The following is a 16,988-nucleotide window of genomic DNA, read 5'->3' on the forward strand; positions in this document are numbered from 1 at the left end:
GATCACTCGGTTGACGATCAGCCTAACCGGGCGGCCGTCGACAGCCGTGCCGGGCCCGTCCGCCGAACGTGCGCGCGGCACCCCTCGAACCCGTGCTCGGAGCCGCCGTCGAACGGCCGAACGACCCGTCCACCGGGCGGATGAAGCGCGTCTCAGCAGGTGGACGACGTTTGCGGGGCCGTTCGCGCGGAGGGCTAATCTGCCAGCATGGCTCTCGGCATCCCGTCCACCCGTACCGACCGGGCAGAGACCGTCCGCGACCTCTTGGCGGCCGGCGACCGGTCCTTCTCCTTCGAGTTCATGCCGCCCCGCACCGAGGCCGGCGAGTCCAAGTTGTGGGACGCGATCCGCCGGGTCGAGGCCCTCGACCCCAACTTCGTCTGCATGACGTACGGCGCCGGAGGCTCCTCCCGCGGACGGACCGTCAACCTGGTCGGCCGGATCGCCACCGAGACCACCCTGACGCCCGTCGCCCACCTGACCGCGGTGGACCACTCGATCGCCGAGCTGCGCAACATCATCGGCCAGTACGCCGACCAGGGCGTCCGCAACGTGCTCGCGGTCCGGGGCGACCCGCCCGGCGACCCCGAGGGCGAGTGGGTCCGCCACCCGCAGGGCGTCGAGTACGCCTACCAGCTGGTCGAGCTGATCAAGGGCATCGGGGACTTCTGCGTCGGCGTGGCCGCCTTCCCCAACATGCACCCGCGCTCGGAGAACTGGGACGAGGACATCCGTCACTTCGTGGCCAAGTGCCGCGCCGGTGCCGACTACGCGATCACCCAGATGTTCTTCGAGGTGGAGGACTACCTGCGGCTCCGCGACCGGGTCGAGGCGGCGGGCTGCACGACGCCGATCATCCCGGAGATCATGCCGGTCACCAACATCCGCCAGCTCACCCGCTTCCCGCAGCTCTCCGGGTCGGACTTCCCGCCGGGCCTCAAGGACCGCTTCCTGGCCGTCGCCGACGACCCGGAGGCGGTGCGGGCGGTCGGCCTCGACCACGCCACCGCGATGGCCGAGCGGCTGCTCGCCGAGGGGGCGCCGGGGCTGCACTTCATCACGCTGAACCACTCGACCTCGACGCTGGAGATCTACCAGAACCTCGGCCTGCACCAGCGCTGAGGTGTCGCCTGCCCGGCAGGCGGTTTCAGCAGGGGCGCGAGGAACTGCGCGCAGCGGAAGGCGGACAGCTGGCTTCCGGGCACGAGGGTCATTCGGCGGTGGGCCGGGCTCTCGGTCCGTGTCGTAGTGCCGGCGAGCGGTCCAGCGGGTCATTCGGCGGTGGGCCGGGCTCTCGGTCCTGTGGGCGTTGCGCCGTAGGCGGTCCGGAGGGTCGTCCGTGGGTGGGGCGAGCCTGTACAGTCGCCGGGACGCGGGGGCGGTGGCTGGGCCGGTGACTTGGAGGAACGCGGTATGGGCGTCGGGTACCTCGTGCTGTACGCCGCGCTCGCGGCGGTCGCGCTCTGGCTGTTCGCCGAGCTGCTGCTGCAGAGTCGTTCCCCGCTGCACTGGCGCGCCGTCGCGCTGGGCGGCTTCCTGCTGGTCGCCGTCGGGATGGTGCTCTCCTCCGTCCCGGTGATCGGCGCCGGCGCGGCCGGCTTCGCGGCCGGTCAGGTGATGGTCACCCTCTCGGTGAAGCGCGGCTACACCTCGGGCTGGTCACTGCGCAAGGCCGACGGTGAGCTGCCCGGTGCCCTCGCCAAGGTGCCGCTGCTGAGCGCCGCCATCGGGGGCGAGGACCCGGCCGCCGAGGCCGCCGCCGTGGTGCAGGTCGGCGAGGTCGGCCCGATCGAGGAGCCCGCCGCCGTACCCGCTGCCGCGCCGTACGAGTTCGAGCAGGTGGCCTTCGAGCCGGCCGCCTTCGAGGCCCCTGCCTACGAGGCCGCCGCCTACGAGCAGGCCGTGTACCAGCCGGAGCCGCTCACCGAGGACAGCGTCTACGCCGGTGCGTACTACCAGCCGCAGCCCGAGCCGCAGTACTACGCCGCCACCGACGAGTTCGGCTACCAGCAGCAGCAGCAGCAGCAGCAACAGCAGCAGCCGGTGCCGGGCTACGAGCAGCAGTACCAGCAGCAGTACCAGGACCCGTACGCCCAGACCGGCTACTACGAGCAGGGCTGGCAGCAGCAGGACTGGCAGCAGCAGCCGGTGATCCCGCAGCAGTCCGGCCCGGCCGGCCACGACCAGCAGCAGAACTGGAACTACCAGCAGCAGTCCTGACGCGCCGTCAGCGGCTCAGGACTGGTAGCCCTCCACCTCGGCGGCCGGCCGCAGCTTCGCCCCGCCCGGGTCCTCGCCGAACTCCGCCCGGGCCCGCCGCTGCCGCAGCAGGTCCCAGCACTGGTCGAGCTTGACCTCCAGGGCGGCCAGCTCGGCCCGGGCCGCCTCCTGGTCCGCGCCGCCGGAGGCGATCCGCGCGCGGAGCTGCTTCTCGGCCTCCACCATCGAGCCGATCGAGCCGAGGATCTCGGCGTTCTCCTTGCCGCTCATGGGTGTCTCCTGTGAACGAGTGGGGTTCCGGACCCGCTCCATCCTGCCCCACCGGGCCGCGCCCACAAGCCGGGAACACCCGGAGGGCGGCGCTGGTTGGAGGGGGCGGAACGAGGGCCTGACCGAGGAAGGAGCCCCCGCAGTGAGCTACCAGGAGTACCAGCGCGCCAACCTGTTCTTCGACTCGAAGGACTACAGCGGCGCGGCCGCGATCCTCGCCCCGATCGTCGAGGCGGACCCGGCCAACCGGGCGGCCGTCGAGCTGCTCGGCCGGTCCTACTTCCACAGCGCCCAACTGGGCCGGGCCGAGGCCGCGTTCCGCCGTCTGGTCGAGCTCGACCCGGCGAACGGCTGGGCCTACGAGGCGCTCGGCCGCACCCTGCACCGGCAGGGTCGCCCGGAGGAGGCGGCCGGGTTCCGCCGTCTCGCCGAGGCGATGGGGACGGACCAGGAGGCGAGCGCCGTCTACGAGGTGAGGGCCGCCAACCTGGCCGACTAGGCCGTCGCGGTGCCGTCAGGTGGGCCGTCGCACTCCGTGGGGTGCGGCGGCCCGCCTGGCGTTCCGTCAGGCCGGGCCGACCAACCCGGCCACGATCGAGGCCGACATCCCGGTGCGCGCCAGTCCGCCGCCCGGGTGGGAGGCGGAGCCGATCCGGTACAGGTTGGGGTACCCGGTCGCGTTCGGCGGGCCGAGGAGGGCTCCGCCCGTCCCGGCCAGCGAGGGCAGCGGCTGCGCGGCCGAGGGCGCCGGGACGTGCAGGTGCGCCAGCCGCTCGCGGAGGTCGAGACCGGCCGAGGCGAGGTGCTCCAGCAGGTGGTCGGCGTAGTCCGCGGGGACGGCGGTGCCCGGCGGCACGGTGACGGTGAGGGTGACGGCCTCGTGGCCCTCGGGGGCGCCGTCGCCCGGGCGGTGCACCTGGACGGTGGGGAAGCGCGGGTACTCGTCCCGGTCGAACAGCGCGGCCAGCTCGGCGGCGGTGTCCCGGGCGTGCACCACGGTGCGGACGACCGTGCCGGCCGGGCGCTCGCCGCGCAGCGACAGCAGCACCGACAGCCGGGACCGTCCGAGGCGGGCCCCGGTGCGGTCGGCCGAGGTCAGCACCACGTCGGCCTCGAAGCGGCGTGCCCCGGCGGCCACCCCGGTCACCCGGCCGTCCTGGTGCAGCACCTCGTCGACCTCGGTGTCGAAGTGGAACTCCACCTTGCGCTGCTCGCACCGCCGGTACACCGCCGTGGCCAGCTCCCGCATCCCGCCGCCCACGGACCAGACCCCGAAGGACTGCTCCATGTACGCCAGCACCGCCGCCCCGGCCGGAGCGGTGCGCGGGTCCAGGCCGTACCGGAGCGCGTACTCGTACAGCAGCGCCGTCGGCCCGGCCCCGCCGCCGAGCTCCTCGGCGGCCACGGCGGCCAGGGTGTGCGGGCGCTCGCGGCGCAGCCGGGCCAGGCCGCGGCGGGGCGGTGCGGGGTAGGGGTCGGTGTGCAGCGGGGCGGGGTCGGCGGGCAGCGGCTCCTCGAGCAGGGGGCGGCGGGTGGCCTCCCAGACGGTGCGGGCGCGGTTGGTGACCTCGCCCCAGCGGGCTCCGGTGCCGGGGCCGAAGGCGGTGTCCAGGGCCTCGGCCACCCGGCCGCGGGAGGCGTTGGAGAGCACCAGCTCGGTGCCGTCGGGGAACAGGTGCCGGCTCTCCGGGTCGACCGGGGCCAGCCGCACCAGCTGCTCCAGCGGCTCCCGGCCGCTCTTCAGCGCGAGGTCGCGGTACACGGCGGGCAGCGCGAGCAGGGTCGGCCCGGTGTCGAAGGCGAAGCCGTCGTGCTCGTACCGGCCGAGCTCCCCGCCGTACGTCGGCCCGGCCTCACAGACCGTCACCCGATGCCCCAGCGTGCCCAGCCGCGCCGCCGCGGCCAGTCCGCTCATCCCCGCGCCGACGATCACGATCCGTGCCATGCGGACGATCCTAGACAGCGTCGCCCGCCCGCTCCGAACGGCGCCCTGGCCTGACGCTCCGTCAGCCCGCCGCCTAGGGTGGGCCGGGTGAACGAGGAGATCGTGCTGGCGGAGCGGTTCGAGGCCGAGCGGCCCGCGCTCCGGGCGGTGGCGTACCGGATGCTGGGGTCGCTGGCCGAGGCGGAGGACGCGGTGCAGGAGGCCTGGCTGCGCCTGAGCCGCGCGGACGTGCGCGAGGTGCGCAACCTCGGGGCATGGCTGACCACCGTGGTCGGCCGGGTCTGCCTGGACCAGCTGCGCTCGCGCAAGGCCCGGCCGGAGGACGCCACCGACTTCCAGCTGCCGGACCCGGTGGTCTCCGACCTGGCGCGGACGGACCCGGAGGGGGAGGCGCTGCTCGGCGACTCGGTCGGCCTGGCCATGCTGGTGGTGCTGGACACCCTGCCGCCCGCCGAGCGGGTGGCCTTCGTGCTGCACGACATGTTCCAGGTGGACTTCGACACCGTCGCCCGGATCGTCGACCGCGAGCCGGCCGCCGCCCGTCAGCTCGCCAGCCGGGCGCGCCGCCGGGTGCAGGGCGCGACCCCGCCGGAGGAGCCGGACCGGGGGCTGCAGCGCGTGGTGGTGGAGGCCTTCCGCAACGCCGCCCGGGACGGCGACTTCGACGCGCTGCTGGAGGTGCTCGACCCGGAGGTGCTGCTCCGGGTGGACTCCGGCCCCGGCGTCTCCCAACTGCTGCGGGGTGCCCGGCTGGTCGCCGCGCAGGCGGCCCGGTTCGCCGGGCTGGCCCCGTTCGGGCGGCTGGTGCTGGTCAACGGCAGCGTCGGCAGTCTGGTGGAGCCGAACGGCCGCCCGTACTCGCTGATGGCCTTCACCGTCCGGGACGGACGGATCACCGAGATCGCCATCCTCGCCGACCGCGAGCGGCTGGCCCGGCTGGACCTGCCGCCCGCGGTCTGACCGCCCGTCAGTACGGCAGTCGGGTGGCGCCGCCCTGTCCCACCGGGGCGGCGCCACCCGACCGCCGGTCGGCCTTCTTCTCCCGGCGACGGGCCAGGAAGCGGCGGATCCGGGAGACCGCGAACCAGACCAGCAGCGCGCCCAGCACCAGCAGGACGGCGGCGGCCGAGGCGGCCAGCCAGGGGTGGAAGATCGCCAGGGTGATCAGCCCGGCCACCGAGAGGTCCTCCAGGATGCTGGCGATGACGTTGCTGGCGGGCTCCGGCGAGGTGTTGATCGCCATTCGGAGCGAGGCCTTGATGCCGTGGCTGACCAGCGCCGTGGTGCCGCCCACCGCCCCGGCCGCCACCTCGCCCAGCGAGCCCGGGTCCTGACCGGCCAGCAGCGCGCCGACGGTGGCGCCCGCGATCGGGCGGATCACGGTGTGCACCGCGTCCCAGACCGAGTCCACGTACGGGATCTTGTCCGCCACCGCCTCGCAGAGGAACAGCACGGTGGCCGCGATCAGCACGTCCGTCCGTTCCAGTACGGGCGGCACCGAATCGGCCCCGCCGAACCGGCCCAGCAGGCCGAGCAGCAGGACCACCGCGTAGGCGTTGATGCCACTGGCCCAACCGCTGGTGAAGACCAACGGGATGACGCTCATCCGCTCCCCCTCGTGAACACTCCAGGCGCTGTCAGGACGCCACCGTACCGGTGCCGGTTCCGCGGGTGCCGAAGATGAGTACGGATACTCAGCCGCGCACTTGAGTACGGCGACGGATACCCGTCCCACCTGCGGGAACGGCAGAGTGGGGGCATCCCGGAGCGACGGACCGTCAGGTCTCCTCCGGGCAGCGGCCCGACGTCCACGGACTGTGGGGGACCGGTGGGCAACCACTCGGGCCGCGACAACGGGCCGGGTGCGGCCGCGGACCGCCGACACGGGGCGGCGGAACGCGGTACGGGGGAACGCCGGGTCCGGGGGGACCCACCGGGGGGCCTACGGGGGAACCACGGGGGGACGCGTCCGGACACCCCGCACCGACCGGTGCGGGGTGTCCGTGCGTCAGCGCCCACTACCAGATTGTCAGTGCCGCCGTCCACCATGGAGACGTACGGGCCGTCCGGTCCGTGCACCCGCCGTGGACCGGGGGAGAGTATGACCATCAGTCAGCCCGAGACCGCCCCACTGCTGCCCGCGCCCGCAGGCCCGCCGTCCGTCCCGGCCGGCCGCCTGAGGGGCGCCGACATCCACCCGGTGCCGCGTCGCGCGGCCGCCCCGCCGGCCGCGCTCGACCTGCTCCGGCACGCCGAGCTGACCTTGCTGCAGGCCCGCCAGTACGAGGACCCGCTACAGCGCTACTCCACCGCCCACCTCGCCGCACTCCGCACCACCGCCGCCGTGCTGGCCGTCCGGGGGCGCCCGGAGAAACGGGGCAGGCGGCGCCAGGCCATCCGCAGCGCCTGGGACGTGCTGCCCGAGGTGGCCCCCGAGCTGGTCGAGTGGGCCGCGTACTTCGCCGCCGGGGCGCGGCGCCGCGCGGCCGCCGAGGCGGGGATCCCGAACGCGGCCTCGGCCCGCGACGCGGACGACCTGATCAGGAACACGGCCCTCTACCTCCGCCTGGTGCAGCGCCTGCTGGACCTCCACCCGGACCAGCCGCTCCCGCTGGGGGACAGGGTGGGGGATGTGGAGTGAGGGGGAGGGTGGGGGTCGGGGTGTGGGGTCGGACCTGCTCGCTCCCGCCGGGGGCGGGGGTGGGGGTGGGGGACGTGGACTGAAGCGGAGGGGCGGTCGAGGTCCGGCCTGGCCGTCGGCGTTCGGGAAGGGGTGGGTGACGGGCCGTCAGGCCGTTCGGTGGGGCCGTGGGCGGCGGTGAACCGGGAGTGGTGTCCGGGGCGTCTAAGGTGGTGGCGTCCAGCGTCCCGCTTCGCCCTAGCCGAGGAGCCTCCGCCTTGTACCCGACCCGTCCCCGCAGTGCCCTGCGTACCGCCGTGGTGTGGGAGGTGGTGCGAGCCGCCCTGGAGACCCGGGCGGCCGAGCTGGGCAAGCCCGTGCTGGAGGTGCTCGACACCGGCGGCGGCACGGGCAACTTCGCCGTGCCCGTGGCGAAGCTGGGCCACCGGGTGACGGTGGTGGACCCGAGCCCGGACGCGCTGTTCGCGCTGGAGCGCCGGGCCGCTGAGGCCGGCGTCACGGAGCTGGTCCGGGCCGTCCAGGGCGACACCCAGACCCTGCCCGAGGTGGTCACCCCGGGGTCGGTGGACGCGGTGCTCTGCCACGGTGTGCTGGAGGTCGTGGACGACCCGGCCGAGGCGCTGAAGAACCTGACCGCCACCCTGGCCGAGGGCGGCCTGGTCAGCCTGCTGGCCGCCAACCGGAACGGCGCCGTGCTGGCCCGCGCCCTGGCCGGCCACTTCGACGACGCCCGCGCGGTGCTCGACGCCCCGGACGGCCGCTGGGGCGCCCAGGACCCGATGCCCCGCCGCTTCACCGCCGAGGAGCTGAACGGACTGGCCGCCGCTTCCGGGCTCCGGGTCTCCTCGGTGCACGGCGTCCGGGTCTTCTCCGACCTGGTGCCCGGCGTCCTGGTGGACACCGAGCCGGGTGCGGTGGAGGCCCTGCTCAAGCTGGAGCAGGCCGCCGCCGAGCAGCCCGCCTTCCACGCCGTGGCGACCCAGCTCCACCTGCTGGCCGCCCTCGCCTGACCCCTCCTTCGCCCGCCGTTTCCCGCCCCGAAACCCGGCTCGTCGCGACTCCGTCGGGATGATTCCACCGCCTCGGGCACTTGTCGGTGCACTGCGGCGTTGGGTGGCTGGGGACGGGGAACGCGACGTGGCCCGAGCCACGTGCTCCTGACCGTCCCGAACCGGCGGCCCGGACCGTATGATCTGGGTAAAGCCGGAAAGCATGACGGCCTGGCCCGTGGGGCATATGGTCCACACAACGACCCGAGCCAGGGGTGGCGGACCGGTCGCCCCGCGACCGACGAGTAGGAGGACTCCGTGCCGCTCTCGGAGCACGAGCAGCGACTGCTCGAGCAGATGGAGCGAGCGCTGTACGCCGAAGATCCCAAATTCGCGTCAGCGCTTGAGGGAACCGGGCTGCGCACCTACACCCGTCGGCGGGTCTACCTGGCCGCCGCAGGGTTCGTGGTGGGCATCGCCCTCCTGATGGGGGGCCTCGTCGCCAACGTGATCGTGGTGGGCGTGGTCGGTTTCGTGGTGATGCTGGGCTGCGCGGTCTTCGCCGTGAAGGGCTGGAGGCGTGGTCCGGCCGGGCAGGGAGCGGGAGCCAAGGCTTCCCCGCCTCCCCGCCGCAAGGCCGGTGTGATGGACCGGATGGAGCAGCGCTGGCAACGCCGTCGGGACGAGCACGACGGCATGTGACCGGCACCGGAAGACCGGAAGACCTGGGTTCGCACGAGGGCGGGCAGTCGATTCGACTGCCCGCCCTCGTCGTGCATCCGTGCGGAGGTGAACCGGACGGCGGGAGGGGAGGGGGCCGAGCCCCCTCCCCTCCCGCCGTCCGTCAGTCCCGTTCGCCCCGCCCCCGCAGGCCCGGCAGACGGCGCACCGCCGCGGAGAGCCGGTCCAGGCGGGAGCGGACCGCGTCGCCGACCGCCGCCGCCCGGTCGCCGATCCGCCGGCGCAGCCGCGCCGAGGACGGCGGCAGCAGCACGGCCCTGGTCCGGCCGCGGCGGCCGGCCGAGGCCCGCAGGCCCTCGGCGGCGGTCCGCACGTCCGGGCCGAGCGGCAGCTCGGTGTCGGCACTGCGGGCGTAGAGCACCCGTTCGGTGGCCAGCGCCACCCGGCCGGCCGCAGCCGTCGCCTCCGGATCCAGCTGCCCGACCTCGGCGATCCGGCGGACGGCGGTGCGCGGGGTGCGCGAGTCGTCCGGCGGGATGCCGAGGTCCCAGGCGGTGTCGATCAGCTCCTCCCAGGCGGCCAGCACCTGGCGGTCCGTCAACTCGCCGCCGCCGTCGCCACCGGGTGCCCGCCGGCCGGTGCCGAGCCGTCGGCGCCGTTGGCGGATCCGCCAGAGCATCGGGGTGGCCAGCAGGGCCAGCAGCAGCAGTGCGGCCGGCACGGAGACCAGCACCGGCCACTCCAGCCACCAGGGCCGTTCCTCGACGGTGAGCGGGGTGACCGCCTGCTCGTCGGCGCAGCCGTCCTGGCGCTGCTGCTGCGCGGTGCAGCTGCTGCTGGAGCTGGGCGCCGCGGAGGGCGCGGTGCTCGGCGCGGTGGTCGCCTCGGTCGGCTGGGCGCTCGGAGCCGGGGCGGCCTTCTCCGAGGTGTACTCGGGGGCGCTGCCGCGGCTCGGGGTCGGCTCGAAGCGCAGCCAGCCCGAGCCGGGGAAGTACAGCTCCGGCCAGGCGTGGTAGTCCTGGCTGCGGACCAGGAAGCTGCCCCGGCCCATGTCGGTGCCGGGAGCGAAGCCGATCGCCACCCGGGCCGGGATGCCCAGCGAGCGGGCCATCGCGGCCATGGTGGCCGCGTAGTGCACGCAGAAGCCGGTCTTCTCGCGCAGGAAGCGCTCGATGGCCTCGTTCCCGGTGGCCGCGGCGACCTGGAGGCTGTAGCGGAACTCGGGGCCGTTGAACCAGGCCTGCAACGCCACGGCCTGGTCGTAGGGGTTGTTCTTGCCGGCCACCACCTTGCGGGCGGTCTGGGCGACCACCGGCGGCAGGGTGTCCGGCAGGGAGGTGAAGCGGCGGGCGATCTCGTTCGGGACGGGGCCGGCCGAGCGGAGCTGCTCGGGGGTCGGGCGGACGTCCTTGCTGACCACGGAGTACGTGATGCCGTCGGTCTTCTGCCCGCCGTCGCCGACCACCGAGCGGGTGTCGGGCTCGTACTTCCAGTCGCCCCGCACGGTGACCGTGTCGGCCGGGTAGGGCATCGGCAACCACTCGGTGGAGAGGTTCTTGGAGATCTTGATGTCGGTGCGGAAGCTCTCGGCCTGGACGTCCTGGCCGAGCCCCTGCGGGTAGGGCATCGGGCTGGGGATCTGCTGGAGGCGCTGCTCGGAGAACTTCCAGGAGACGCCGTCGAAGCTGTCCAGCGCGCCGATCCGCATGTAGAGGTCGGTGGCGTTGGAGTCGGTGCGGAAGGTGAACATCTCGGTGTTGACGTCCTGACGGGTCAGATTGGCCGTCAGGGCCACCACCGGGTTCAGCGAGGTGACCGGCCGCCCCGATCCCTTGCCGAGGCCCGCGCCGCTCCCGTTGCCGTCCCCGAACAGGCCGAGGCCGGTCTGCGGGACGATCAGCGGGATCACCACCGCGCAGGCCAGGGCGAGCAGGCCGACCCGGTGGCCGCTGTGCGAGATGGTGCCGCTGCCGTCCTGCGAGGTGCCGTGGAAGACCCGGCCCCAGCGGGAGAGCCGGTCCTGGCCCTCGGCGAAGAGCAGCAGCAGGTAACCCGCGGCGGAGAGCAGGAACCACAGCCAGGCGTTGTCGGCGCCGTTCAGGCCGGTGCCGACGGAGTACAGCGCGAGCAGCGGCAGCCCGGCCAGCGCGGCCCGGCGGAAGGTCACCGCGAGGGCGTCGACCAGCACCGCGATCAGCGCCACCGCACCGACCAGGATCAGCTGCACGCCCTCGGTCGCCGGGGCCGGGGCGGTGTACTCCTGGACGGTCTTCTGACCCTCCGCCAGCAGGCTGCCGACCGCGTCCAGCGCGCTCGGGCCGGGCAGTACCAGGTAGTCCATCGAACGCTGCACGAACAGCAGCATCAACAGGTAGAGCACGGCCAGCAGTTGGAGCGGCACCTGGAGCGCGCGGGAGAACGCCAGCCGGCGCAGCCCGGCCCCGGCGCCCCCGGCGGCGGCGGTCACCAGCACGGCGCGCAGGACCCAGGAGGCCGGCTCCACCAGCGGGGTCAGACAGAGCGTCACCAGCACGGTGGCCAGCGCCGAGTAGAGCGTGAGCTTGGCCCGGGTGGTCATCCGGCGGCCTCCCCGCTTCGGTCGGTACGGAAGGCCGGGCGCGCGGCGCCTGCGGCCGGGAGGGAACGGTCCCGCGGCGTGCTCCGGCGGGCGCGGCGGGCCCGGGCGGATGCGGCGGTCATGACCCCGCCCCGTTGCGGTAGGGGACCGCGGCGGCGCGCTCGGCGTGCCGCCACAGGGTGGCCACCGAGTCGCCGGCCCGGGCGGAGAGCACCGTCCAGCCGGCCTCGCGCAGGCGGGTCACCTGGTCGGTGGCGTCCTGGTCCGGGGTGTCCGGCGCCAGGTGGCGCAGGCCGGCCCAGGTGGCGGTGTCCAGCAGGAAGGCGACCGCTCCGGCGGCCCGCCGCCGCAGCCGCCCGAGCCGGGCCACCTGCTCCTCGTCCAGCGAGCCGAGCACCGCGACCAGCACGCCGTCGCCGCCCTGGCGCAGCACCTGCTCGGCCCGGGCCAGGGTGCCGCCGTCGGAGAGCTCGACCACGGCGAGGGAGTCCAGCAGCAGGCCGGCCGCCTCCGCCACGGTGGCGATCGCCCCGGCCTCCGGGCCGGGCACGGCCAGACCGGTGTCGGTCAGCAGCCGGGTCTGGTAGCCGCGCTCCAGCAGGTGCACGCCGACCGAGGCGGCGCAGCTGACGGCCCATTCGAAGGAGGAGGCCGGGCCGGAACCCCGGTGCGCCACGTCCCGGGTGTCCAGCAGCACGGTGGCCTTGGCCCGCAGCGGCTGCTCCTCCCGACGGACCATCAGCTCGCCGTAGCGGGCGGTGGACTTCCAGTGCACCCGGCGCAGGTCGTCGCCGTGCCGGTACTCGCGCGGGATCACGTCGTCGTCCCCGGCCAGCGCCAGGGTGTGGACGTTGGACTCGCCGTGGCCGGTGGACTCCCCGGGCAGCTTCACGGTCGGCAGGGCCACCACCTGGGGCACCACGGTCAGCACGTCCGAGGCGGCGAACGAACGGTTCAGCTCGCACATCCCGAACGGGTCGGCCACCCGCAGCTGCAGCGGCCCCAGCGGGTAGCGCCCGCGCAGGTCCGAGCGGACCCGGTAGGAGACCTCGCGGAAGCCGCGCGGCTCCACCCGGTCCAGCACGAACCGCGGTCGCGGCCCCAGCACGTACGGGACCTGGTCCTCCAGCAGCAGCAGGCCGGTGGGCACCCGGGAGACGTTGTCCAGGCGCAGGTGCACCCGGGCCTCCTGCCCCGCCGCCACCCGGTACGGGCTGAGGCGCCGCCCGCCGGCCACCCGGTAGCGGGTGCGCAGCAGCAGCACGGCGGCGGCCAGCGGCAGGGCGGCCAGCAGCACCGAGACCTGGAGCAGGGTGTCCTGGCCGAAGACGTAGGCGCAGAGCGCGGCGGTGATCCCGGCGGCCAGGAAGGACCGTCCCCGGGTGGTCAGGCCGCGCAGTCCGGTGCGCAGTCCGGTCGCGCTGTCCCCCTTGGCCACCTCAGCCCCGGCCCTGCGGACGCGGGATGGGCAGGCTCGCCACCAGGTCGGTGACGATCTGTTCGGTCGAACGGCGGCTGAGCTGGGTCTCCGCGGTGGGCAGCAGACGGTGCGCCAGCACCGGCACGGCCAGCGCCTGGACGTCGTCCGGCAGCACGTAGTCGCGGCCGTCCAGCGCGGCGTGGGCGCGGGCGGCCCGGATCAGGTGCAGGGTCGCGCGCGGCGAGGCGCCCAGGCGCAGCTCCTGGTGGTAGCGGGTGGCGCCGACCAGCTCGACCGCGTAGCGGCGGACCGCCTCGGAGACGTGCACCGAGCGGACCACCTCGACCAGCTTGAGGATGTCGTGCGCGTGCGCGACCGGGGTCAGGTGGTCCAGCGGGCTGGCGCCGCCGTGCACGTCCAGCATCGCGAACTCGGCCTCGGCGCTGGGGTAGCCGATCGACACCCGGGCCATGAAGCGGTCGCGCTGCGCCTCGGGGAGGGGGTAGGTGCCCTCCATCTCCACCGGGTTCTGGGTGGCGATCACCATGAACGGGGACGGCAGCTCGTAGCTGGTGCCGTCGATGGTGACCTGGCGCTCCTCCATCGACTCCAGCAGCGCGGACTGGGTCTTCGGCGAGGCGCGGTTGATCTCGTCGCCGACCACGATCTGCGCGAAGATCGCGCCCGGGCGGAACTCGAAGTCCATCCGCTGCTGGTCGAAGACGTTGGTGCCGGTCACGTCGGAGGGCAGCAGGTCCGGGGTGAACTGGATCCGGCGGACGGTGCAGTCCACCGAGCGGGCCAGCGCCTTGGCCAGCATGGTCTTGCCGACGCCGGGCACGTCCTCGAGCAGCAGGTGGCCCTCGGCCAGCAGCACGGTGAGGGCGATCCGGACGGCCTCCGGCTTGCCCTCGATGACGCTCTCCACCGAGGCCCGGACCCGTTCGACCACTGCGCCGAGCTCGTGCAGTCCTGAACCGCCCGTGCCGCTCTGTCCGTTGAAGGTCGTCACTCGATTGCTCCCATGCCCCGAAAATGCAAGCTGGCCGGTCGGCCTGAAGGCGCATTCTTCCTTGTCGGGGGGCGGAACGTCACCCGAGTGGGCGACACGGGGGGAGTGTCCGTTTTGCGCTCTGATGCGGGGCTGAGCCGTGTGCCGCGATCTGACCGTTCGTTTCCTCCGCTTCGCGCCCCGCGGCGGAGCCGCAAATGTCAGAGCCTCGCGCCCCTGGCGGGGCGCTCTCCGTCAGGGGCGCGAGGGGAGGAGTCAGTGGATTTCGCGGAGGAGGCCGGTGTGGACGTCGAAGACGAAGCCGCGGACGTCGTCGCGGTGGGGGATGAAGGGGGAGGTGCGGACCCGCTGCATGGACTGGCGGACGTCGCCGTCCAGGTCGACGAAGGACTCGACGGCCCAGGTGGGGCGCTGGCCGACCTCGAGCTCCAGGTCGCGGCGGAAGTCCTCGGTGAGGCCGAGGAGGCCGCAGCCGGTGTGGTGGATGAGGACGATCGAGCGGGTGCCCAGGGCGCGCTGGCTGATCGTCAGGGAACGGATGGTGTCGTCGGTGACGACGCCGCCGGCGTTGCGGATCAGGTGGGCGTCGCCGAGTTCGAGGCCGAGGGCGGCGAACAGGTCGAGGCGGGCGTCCATGCAGGCCACCACGGTGACGTTCCGCACCGGGCGGGCGTCCATCCCGCCGTCCCGGAAGGTCTTGGCGTACTCGCGGTTCGCGGCGACGAACCGGTCGGTGATGGACGGGGTGGAGTCGGCAGCGGCGGTCGGCACGGGCCGGTCGGGGGTCACTGTCATGCCGAAGACGGTAGTGGCCTTCCGGCCGTCGCGGAGGGGGGCCGGTGGTGAACGGGTGGGGTGTGACGGAGGGCATAGCTGCTGAGCGGTGCCGCACGTCCGGTTCGTGCCGGTCCGTCCGGCGCGCGGTGGGGGGCGTGCGCGGTGCGGCCGTGCGGGGGAGCGGATGGCCGTCCCTGCTCCCACCTGCGGGAATCCATGCCGCCGCCCGGGTGGCGCGCGGTCGCGGTCGATTGACTCGGCAGGTGGGGACGGTAGAGTTCCGGCCAGTGGAGCCCCACCCCTGACGGCCCGTCAACCGCCGCCCGGGGCCGGGCCGGTACGTAGTCCGAGGCCTCCACCCGCTCCGTGTCCACCTGGCGCACCTTCCCCGGTGCCGGGCGGCCACTCCTTCCCCGGACGAGCGGGCGGGGACCCCGGCCTGCGTCCCGCAGGCACGCTCCCTGCGGGGCTCTGCCGCGCGTCGGAAAGCGGTCTGGCGAAGGTGGTCACACCGGGGGCGCGAGGAACTGCGCGCAGGGGAACGGCAGCGCCTGCAACTGGCTCGCCTGCCCCGACCTCACGCTGGGCCGCCTCCCGATTCGCGCAGTTCCTCGCGCCCCCGGTGTGACCACTTTCGCCGGCCACACCGCCGCGCTGCTGTCCCCCTGCGTGGCGCCTCCGCGGGCCCGGGTGGGCGGCGGGGTGGGCGGGATGGACCAGAATGGTCGTCATGAGCACCGACAGTCCGGCCCCCAAGCACGTCCCGGTGATGCTGCAGCGCTGCGTAGACGCGCTGGCCCCAGCGATCTCCGCCCCAGGCGCCGTGGTGGTGGACGCCACCCTCGGCCTCGGCGGCCACAGCGAGGCGCTGCTGACGCAGTTCCCCGAGGTGCGGCTGGTGGCCGTGGACCGCGACCCGGCGGCGCTGAAGCTGTCGGGGGAGCGGCTGGCCCGCTTCGGCGAGCGGGCGACGCTGGTGCACGCGGTGTACGACGAGATCCCCGAGGTGCTGGACCGCCTCGGCATCCCGGAGGCGCACGGCATCCTGTTCGACCTCGGCGTCTCCTCGATGCAGCTGGACGAGGCGGACCGCGGCTTCGCGTACGCGCAGGACGCCCCGCTGGACATGCGGATGGACCAGACCCGCGGTCTGAGCGCGGCCGAGGTGCTGAACACCTACACCCACGGTCAGCTGGCCCGGATCCTCAAGGTCTACGGCGAGGAGCGGTTCGCCGGGAAGATCGCCTCGGTGATCCTGCGCGAGCGCGAGAAGGAACCGTTCACCAACTCCGCGCGTCTGGTCGAGTTGGTGCGCAACGCCATCCCGGCGGCCACCCGCCGCACCGGCGGCAACCCGGCCAAGCGCACCTTCCAGGCGCTGCGGATCGAGGTCAACGGCGAGCTGGAGGTGCTGGACCGGGCCATCCCGGGCGCGCTGGACGTGCTCGCGCTCGGCGGCCGGATCGCCGTGATGTCGTACCAGTCGCTGGAGGACCGCCTGGTGAAGCAGTACTTCGCCCAGGGGGCCACCAACACCGCCCCGCCGGGGCTGCCGATCATCCCGGAGGAGCACCAGCCCTGGCTGAAGCTGCTCACCCGCGGTGCCGAGCTGGCCACGGAGGAGGAGATCGAGGAGAACCGGCGTGCCGCGCCCGTGCGGCTGCGCGTGGCGGAGAGGATCAGGGAGACCCGCGGCTAGAACGGACGCCGGACGGGGGGACGTGAGCGGCGAGGGAGAAGAGCGGTGCCGGTGGCCGGTGGAGGCCTGACGGGTGGTCGGACGCGGCGGGAGCGCGGGTCGGTACCGGGTCAGGGGGGCGGGGTGCGGATCTCGGTGCGCCCGGCCCGGCGGCAGGTGCGGGGGCGCACGCCCTTCGCGGTGTTGGTGGTGGCGCTGCTCTCGGCCGGGCTGCTCGGGCTGCTGATGCTGAACACCGCGCTCAACGAGGGCTCCTTCGAGCAGAGCCGGCTGGAGCGCCAGACCACCGAGCTGACGGACCGCCAGCAGACCCTCCAGCAGGACATCGACCAGCAGTCCGCACCGGACGCGCTGGAGCGCAGGGCCCGTGAGCTGGGGATGGTGCCCGGCGGGGACCTGGCCTTCCTGCAGGACGACGGCTCGGTCAACGGCAAGCCCGAGAAGGCCGAGGACAGCCCGCCGGTCAAGCGCACCGACCAGGAGCTGTGGAGCCGCACCGGCGCCTCGCCGAGCCCCACCCCCGCGGCGCCGCCGCCCGCCGACACCGGGGTGCAGATCAACCCGGCCCCGCCGCTCGGCACCCCGTCGGCGGCCGCCCCGTCCGGAGGTACCGCGCGATGAGCACCCCCCGTCAGCCCGGTGGAAGCGGGAACGGCAGGGGGAGCGGCAAGCCCCGGCCCCGCCCGGCAGGGGCGGCCGGAGCGGCCCGCCCGCAGCCCGCCCGCCGCCCCGCCGCCGGTGCCCCAGACCTGGAAC

At 74.3% G+C, this 16,988-nt stretch carries 16 protein-coding genes; 9 read left to right on the forward strand and 7 right to left on the reverse strand.

Going from position 1 to position 16,988, the window contains the following annotated elements:
* Positions 1 to 207: 207 nt before the first annotated feature.
* Both metF and ACWEPF_RS27760 read left to right on the forward strand, forming a co-directional pair.
* Positions 208 to 1,122 carry a methylenetetrahydrofolate reductase [NAD(P)H] gene (metF, locus tag ACWEPF_RS27755; protein WP_345279769.1) on the forward strand — a complete coding sequence of 305 codons (915 nt, stop codon included), beginning with the start codon at positions 208 to 210 and terminating at the stop codon, positions 1,120 to 1,122.
* Between the two features lie 291 nt (positions 1,123 to 1,413).
* Positions 1,414 to 2,220 carry a hypothetical protein gene (locus ACWEPF_RS27760; RefSeq protein ID WP_452174677.1) on the forward strand — a complete coding sequence of 269 codons (807 nt, stop codon included), beginning with the start codon at positions 1,414 to 1,416 and terminating at the stop codon, positions 2,218 to 2,220.
* A 15-nt stretch (positions 2,221 to 2,235) separates the two neighbouring features.
* Here the strand turns inward: ACWEPF_RS27760 and ACWEPF_RS27765 are convergent, their stop codons facing one another.
* Positions 2,236 to 2,490 (reverse strand): DUF2630 family protein, encoded by a 255-nt coding sequence (locus ACWEPF_RS27765; RefSeq protein WP_345279765.1) that lies wholly within the window; start codon positions 2,488 to 2,490, stop codon positions 2,236 to 2,238.
* A 142-nt stretch (positions 2,491 to 2,632) separates the two neighbouring features.
* Here ACWEPF_RS27765 and ACWEPF_RS27770 point away from each other — a divergent pair, with 142 nt between their 5' ends.
* A complete protein-coding gene (locus tag ACWEPF_RS27770) occupies positions 2,633 to 2,989 on the forward strand; it encodes a tetratricopeptide repeat protein (protein ID WP_452174678.1) in 357 nt (118 codons plus the stop codon).
* 66 nt (positions 2,990 to 3,055) lie between these two features.
* Here ACWEPF_RS27770 and ACWEPF_RS27775 read toward each other — a convergent pair whose 3' ends face one another.
* The gene (locus ACWEPF_RS27775) at positions 3,056 to 4,435 is read right to left on the reverse strand and encodes a phytoene desaturase family protein (protein ID WP_452174679.1); all 1,380 of its coding nucleotides are present in this window, start codon (positions 4,433 to 4,435) and stop codon (positions 3,056 to 3,058) included.
* A gap of 87 nt (positions 4,436 to 4,522) precedes the next feature.
* Here ACWEPF_RS27775 and ACWEPF_RS27780 point away from each other — a divergent pair, with 87 nt between their 5' ends.
* Positions 4,523 to 5,395, forward strand: coding sequence for a sigma-70 family RNA polymerase sigma factor (locus ACWEPF_RS27780; RefSeq protein WP_345279759.1), 873 nt, complete (start codon positions 4,523 to 4,525; stop codon positions 5,393 to 5,395).
* Between the two features lie 7 nt (positions 5,396 to 5,402).
* Here ACWEPF_RS27780 and ACWEPF_RS27785 read toward each other — a convergent pair whose 3' ends face one another.
* Positions 5,403 to 6,041: a DUF4126 domain-containing protein gene (locus tag ACWEPF_RS27785; protein WP_452174680.1), complete on the reverse strand. Its 639-nt coding sequence runs from the start codon at positions 6,039 to 6,041 to the stop codon at positions 5,403 to 5,405.
* A gap of 495 nt (positions 6,042 to 6,536) precedes the next feature.
* On the opposite strand from ACWEPF_RS27785, the gene ACWEPF_RS27790 reads away from it, so the two are divergent.
* The 3 genes from ACWEPF_RS27790 to ACWEPF_RS27800 all read left to right on the forward strand — a co-directional run bounded on the left by ACWEPF_RS27790 (position 6,537) and on the right by ACWEPF_RS27800 (position 8,767).
* Positions 6,537 to 7,076 (forward strand): SAV_6107 family HEPN domain-containing protein, encoded by a 540-nt coding sequence (locus ACWEPF_RS27790; RefSeq protein ID WP_345279755.1) that lies wholly within the window; start codon positions 6,537 to 6,539, stop codon positions 7,074 to 7,076.
* A 257-nt stretch (positions 7,077 to 7,333) separates the two neighbouring features.
* Complete coding sequence (locus ACWEPF_RS27795; protein ID WP_452174681.1) at positions 7,334 to 8,086, forward strand: methyltransferase; 753 nt, start codon at positions 7,334 to 7,336, stop codon at positions 8,084 to 8,086.
* Between the two features lie 297 nt (positions 8,087 to 8,383).
* Positions 8,384 to 8,767: a DUF3040 domain-containing protein gene (locus ACWEPF_RS27800; RefSeq protein ID WP_345279751.1), complete on the forward strand. Its 384-nt coding sequence runs from the start codon at positions 8,384 to 8,386 to the stop codon at positions 8,765 to 8,767.
* Positions 8,768 to 8,909: 142 nt separating this feature from the next.
* Here ACWEPF_RS27800 and ACWEPF_RS27805 read toward each other — a convergent pair whose 3' ends face one another.
* The 4 genes from ACWEPF_RS27805 to ACWEPF_RS27820 all read right to left on the reverse strand — a co-directional run bounded on the left by ACWEPF_RS27805 (position 8,910) and on the right by ACWEPF_RS27820 (position 14,551).
* Positions 8,910 to 11,324 (reverse strand): transglutaminase family protein, encoded by a 2,415-nt coding sequence (locus tag ACWEPF_RS27805; protein WP_345279750.1) that lies wholly within the window; start codon positions 11,322 to 11,324, stop codon positions 8,910 to 8,912.
* A 118-nt stretch (positions 11,325 to 11,442) separates the two neighbouring features.
* Complete coding sequence (locus tag ACWEPF_RS27810) at positions 11,443 to 12,762, reverse strand: DUF58 domain-containing protein (protein ID WP_345279748.1); 1,320 nt, start codon at positions 12,760 to 12,762, stop codon at positions 11,443 to 11,445.
* A 1-nt stretch (position 12,763) separates the two neighbouring features.
* Positions 12,764 to 13,756, reverse strand: a complete 993-nt coding sequence (locus tag ACWEPF_RS27815; RefSeq protein ID WP_380150212.1) for an AAA family ATPase — start codon at positions 13,754 to 13,756, stop codon at positions 12,764 to 12,766.
* 255 nt (positions 13,757 to 14,011) lie between these two features.
* Positions 14,012 to 14,551: a beta-class carbonic anhydrase gene (locus tag ACWEPF_RS27820; RefSeq protein WP_345279745.1), complete on the reverse strand. Its 540-nt coding sequence runs from the start codon at positions 14,549 to 14,551 to the stop codon at positions 14,012 to 14,014.
* 712 nt (positions 14,552 to 15,263) lie between these two features.
* Between ACWEPF_RS27820 and rsmH the strand changes: the two genes are divergently transcribed.
* Together rsmH and ACWEPF_RS27830 are read left to right on the forward strand one after the other, a co-directional pair.
* Positions 15,264 to 16,232: a 16S rRNA (cytosine(1402)-N(4))-methyltransferase RsmH gene (rsmH, locus tag ACWEPF_RS27825; RefSeq protein ID WP_345279743.1), complete on the forward strand. Its 969-nt coding sequence runs from the start codon at positions 15,264 to 15,266 to the stop codon at positions 16,230 to 16,232.
* Positions 16,233 to 16,355: 123 nt separating this feature from the next.
* Positions 16,356 to 16,853: an FtsB family cell division protein gene (locus ACWEPF_RS27830; RefSeq protein ID WP_452174682.1), complete on the forward strand. Its 498-nt coding sequence runs from the start codon at positions 16,356 to 16,358 to the stop codon at positions 16,851 to 16,853.
* Positions 16,854 to 16,988: the final 135 nt, after the last annotated feature.

The sequence above is a fragment of the Kitasatospora sp. NPDC004289 genome, assembly GCF_053602875.1.

Bases quoted from the DNA above. Each gene is read 5' to 3' on its own strand.
- metF (WP_345279769.1), top strand. From the start codon at position 208: ATGGCTCTCGGCATCCCGTCCACCCGTACCGACCGGGCAGAGACCGTC.
- ACWEPF_RS27760 (WP_452174677.1), top strand. From the start codon at position 1,414: ATGGGCGTCGGGTACCTCGTGCTGTACGCCGCGCTCGCGGCGGTCGCG.
- ACWEPF_RS27765 (WP_345279765.1), bottom strand. From the start codon at position 2,490: ATGAGCGGCAAGGAGAACGCCGAGATCCTCGGCTCGATCGGCTCGATG.
- ACWEPF_RS27775 (WP_452174679.1), bottom strand. From the start codon at position 4,435: ATGGCACGGATCGTGATCGTCGGCGCGGGGATGAGCGGACTGGCCGCG.
- ACWEPF_RS27785 (WP_452174680.1), bottom strand. From the start codon at position 6,041: ATGAGCGTCATCCCGTTGGTCTTCACCAGCGGTTGGGCCAGTGGCATC.
- ACWEPF_RS27790 (WP_345279755.1), top strand. From the start codon at position 6,537: ATGACCATCAGTCAGCCCGAGACCGCCCCACTGCTGCCCGCGCCCGCA.
- ACWEPF_RS27805 (WP_345279750.1), bottom strand. From the start codon at position 11,324: ATGACCACCCGGGCCAAGCTCACGCTCTACTCGGCGCTGGCCACCGTG.
- ACWEPF_RS27820 (WP_345279745.1), bottom strand. From the start codon at position 14,551: ATGACAGTGACCCCCGACCGGCCCGTGCCGACCGCCGCTGCCGACTCC.
- rsmH (WP_345279743.1), top strand. From the start codon at position 15,264: ATGAGCACCGACAGTCCGGCCCCCAAGCACGTCCCGGTGATGCTGCAG.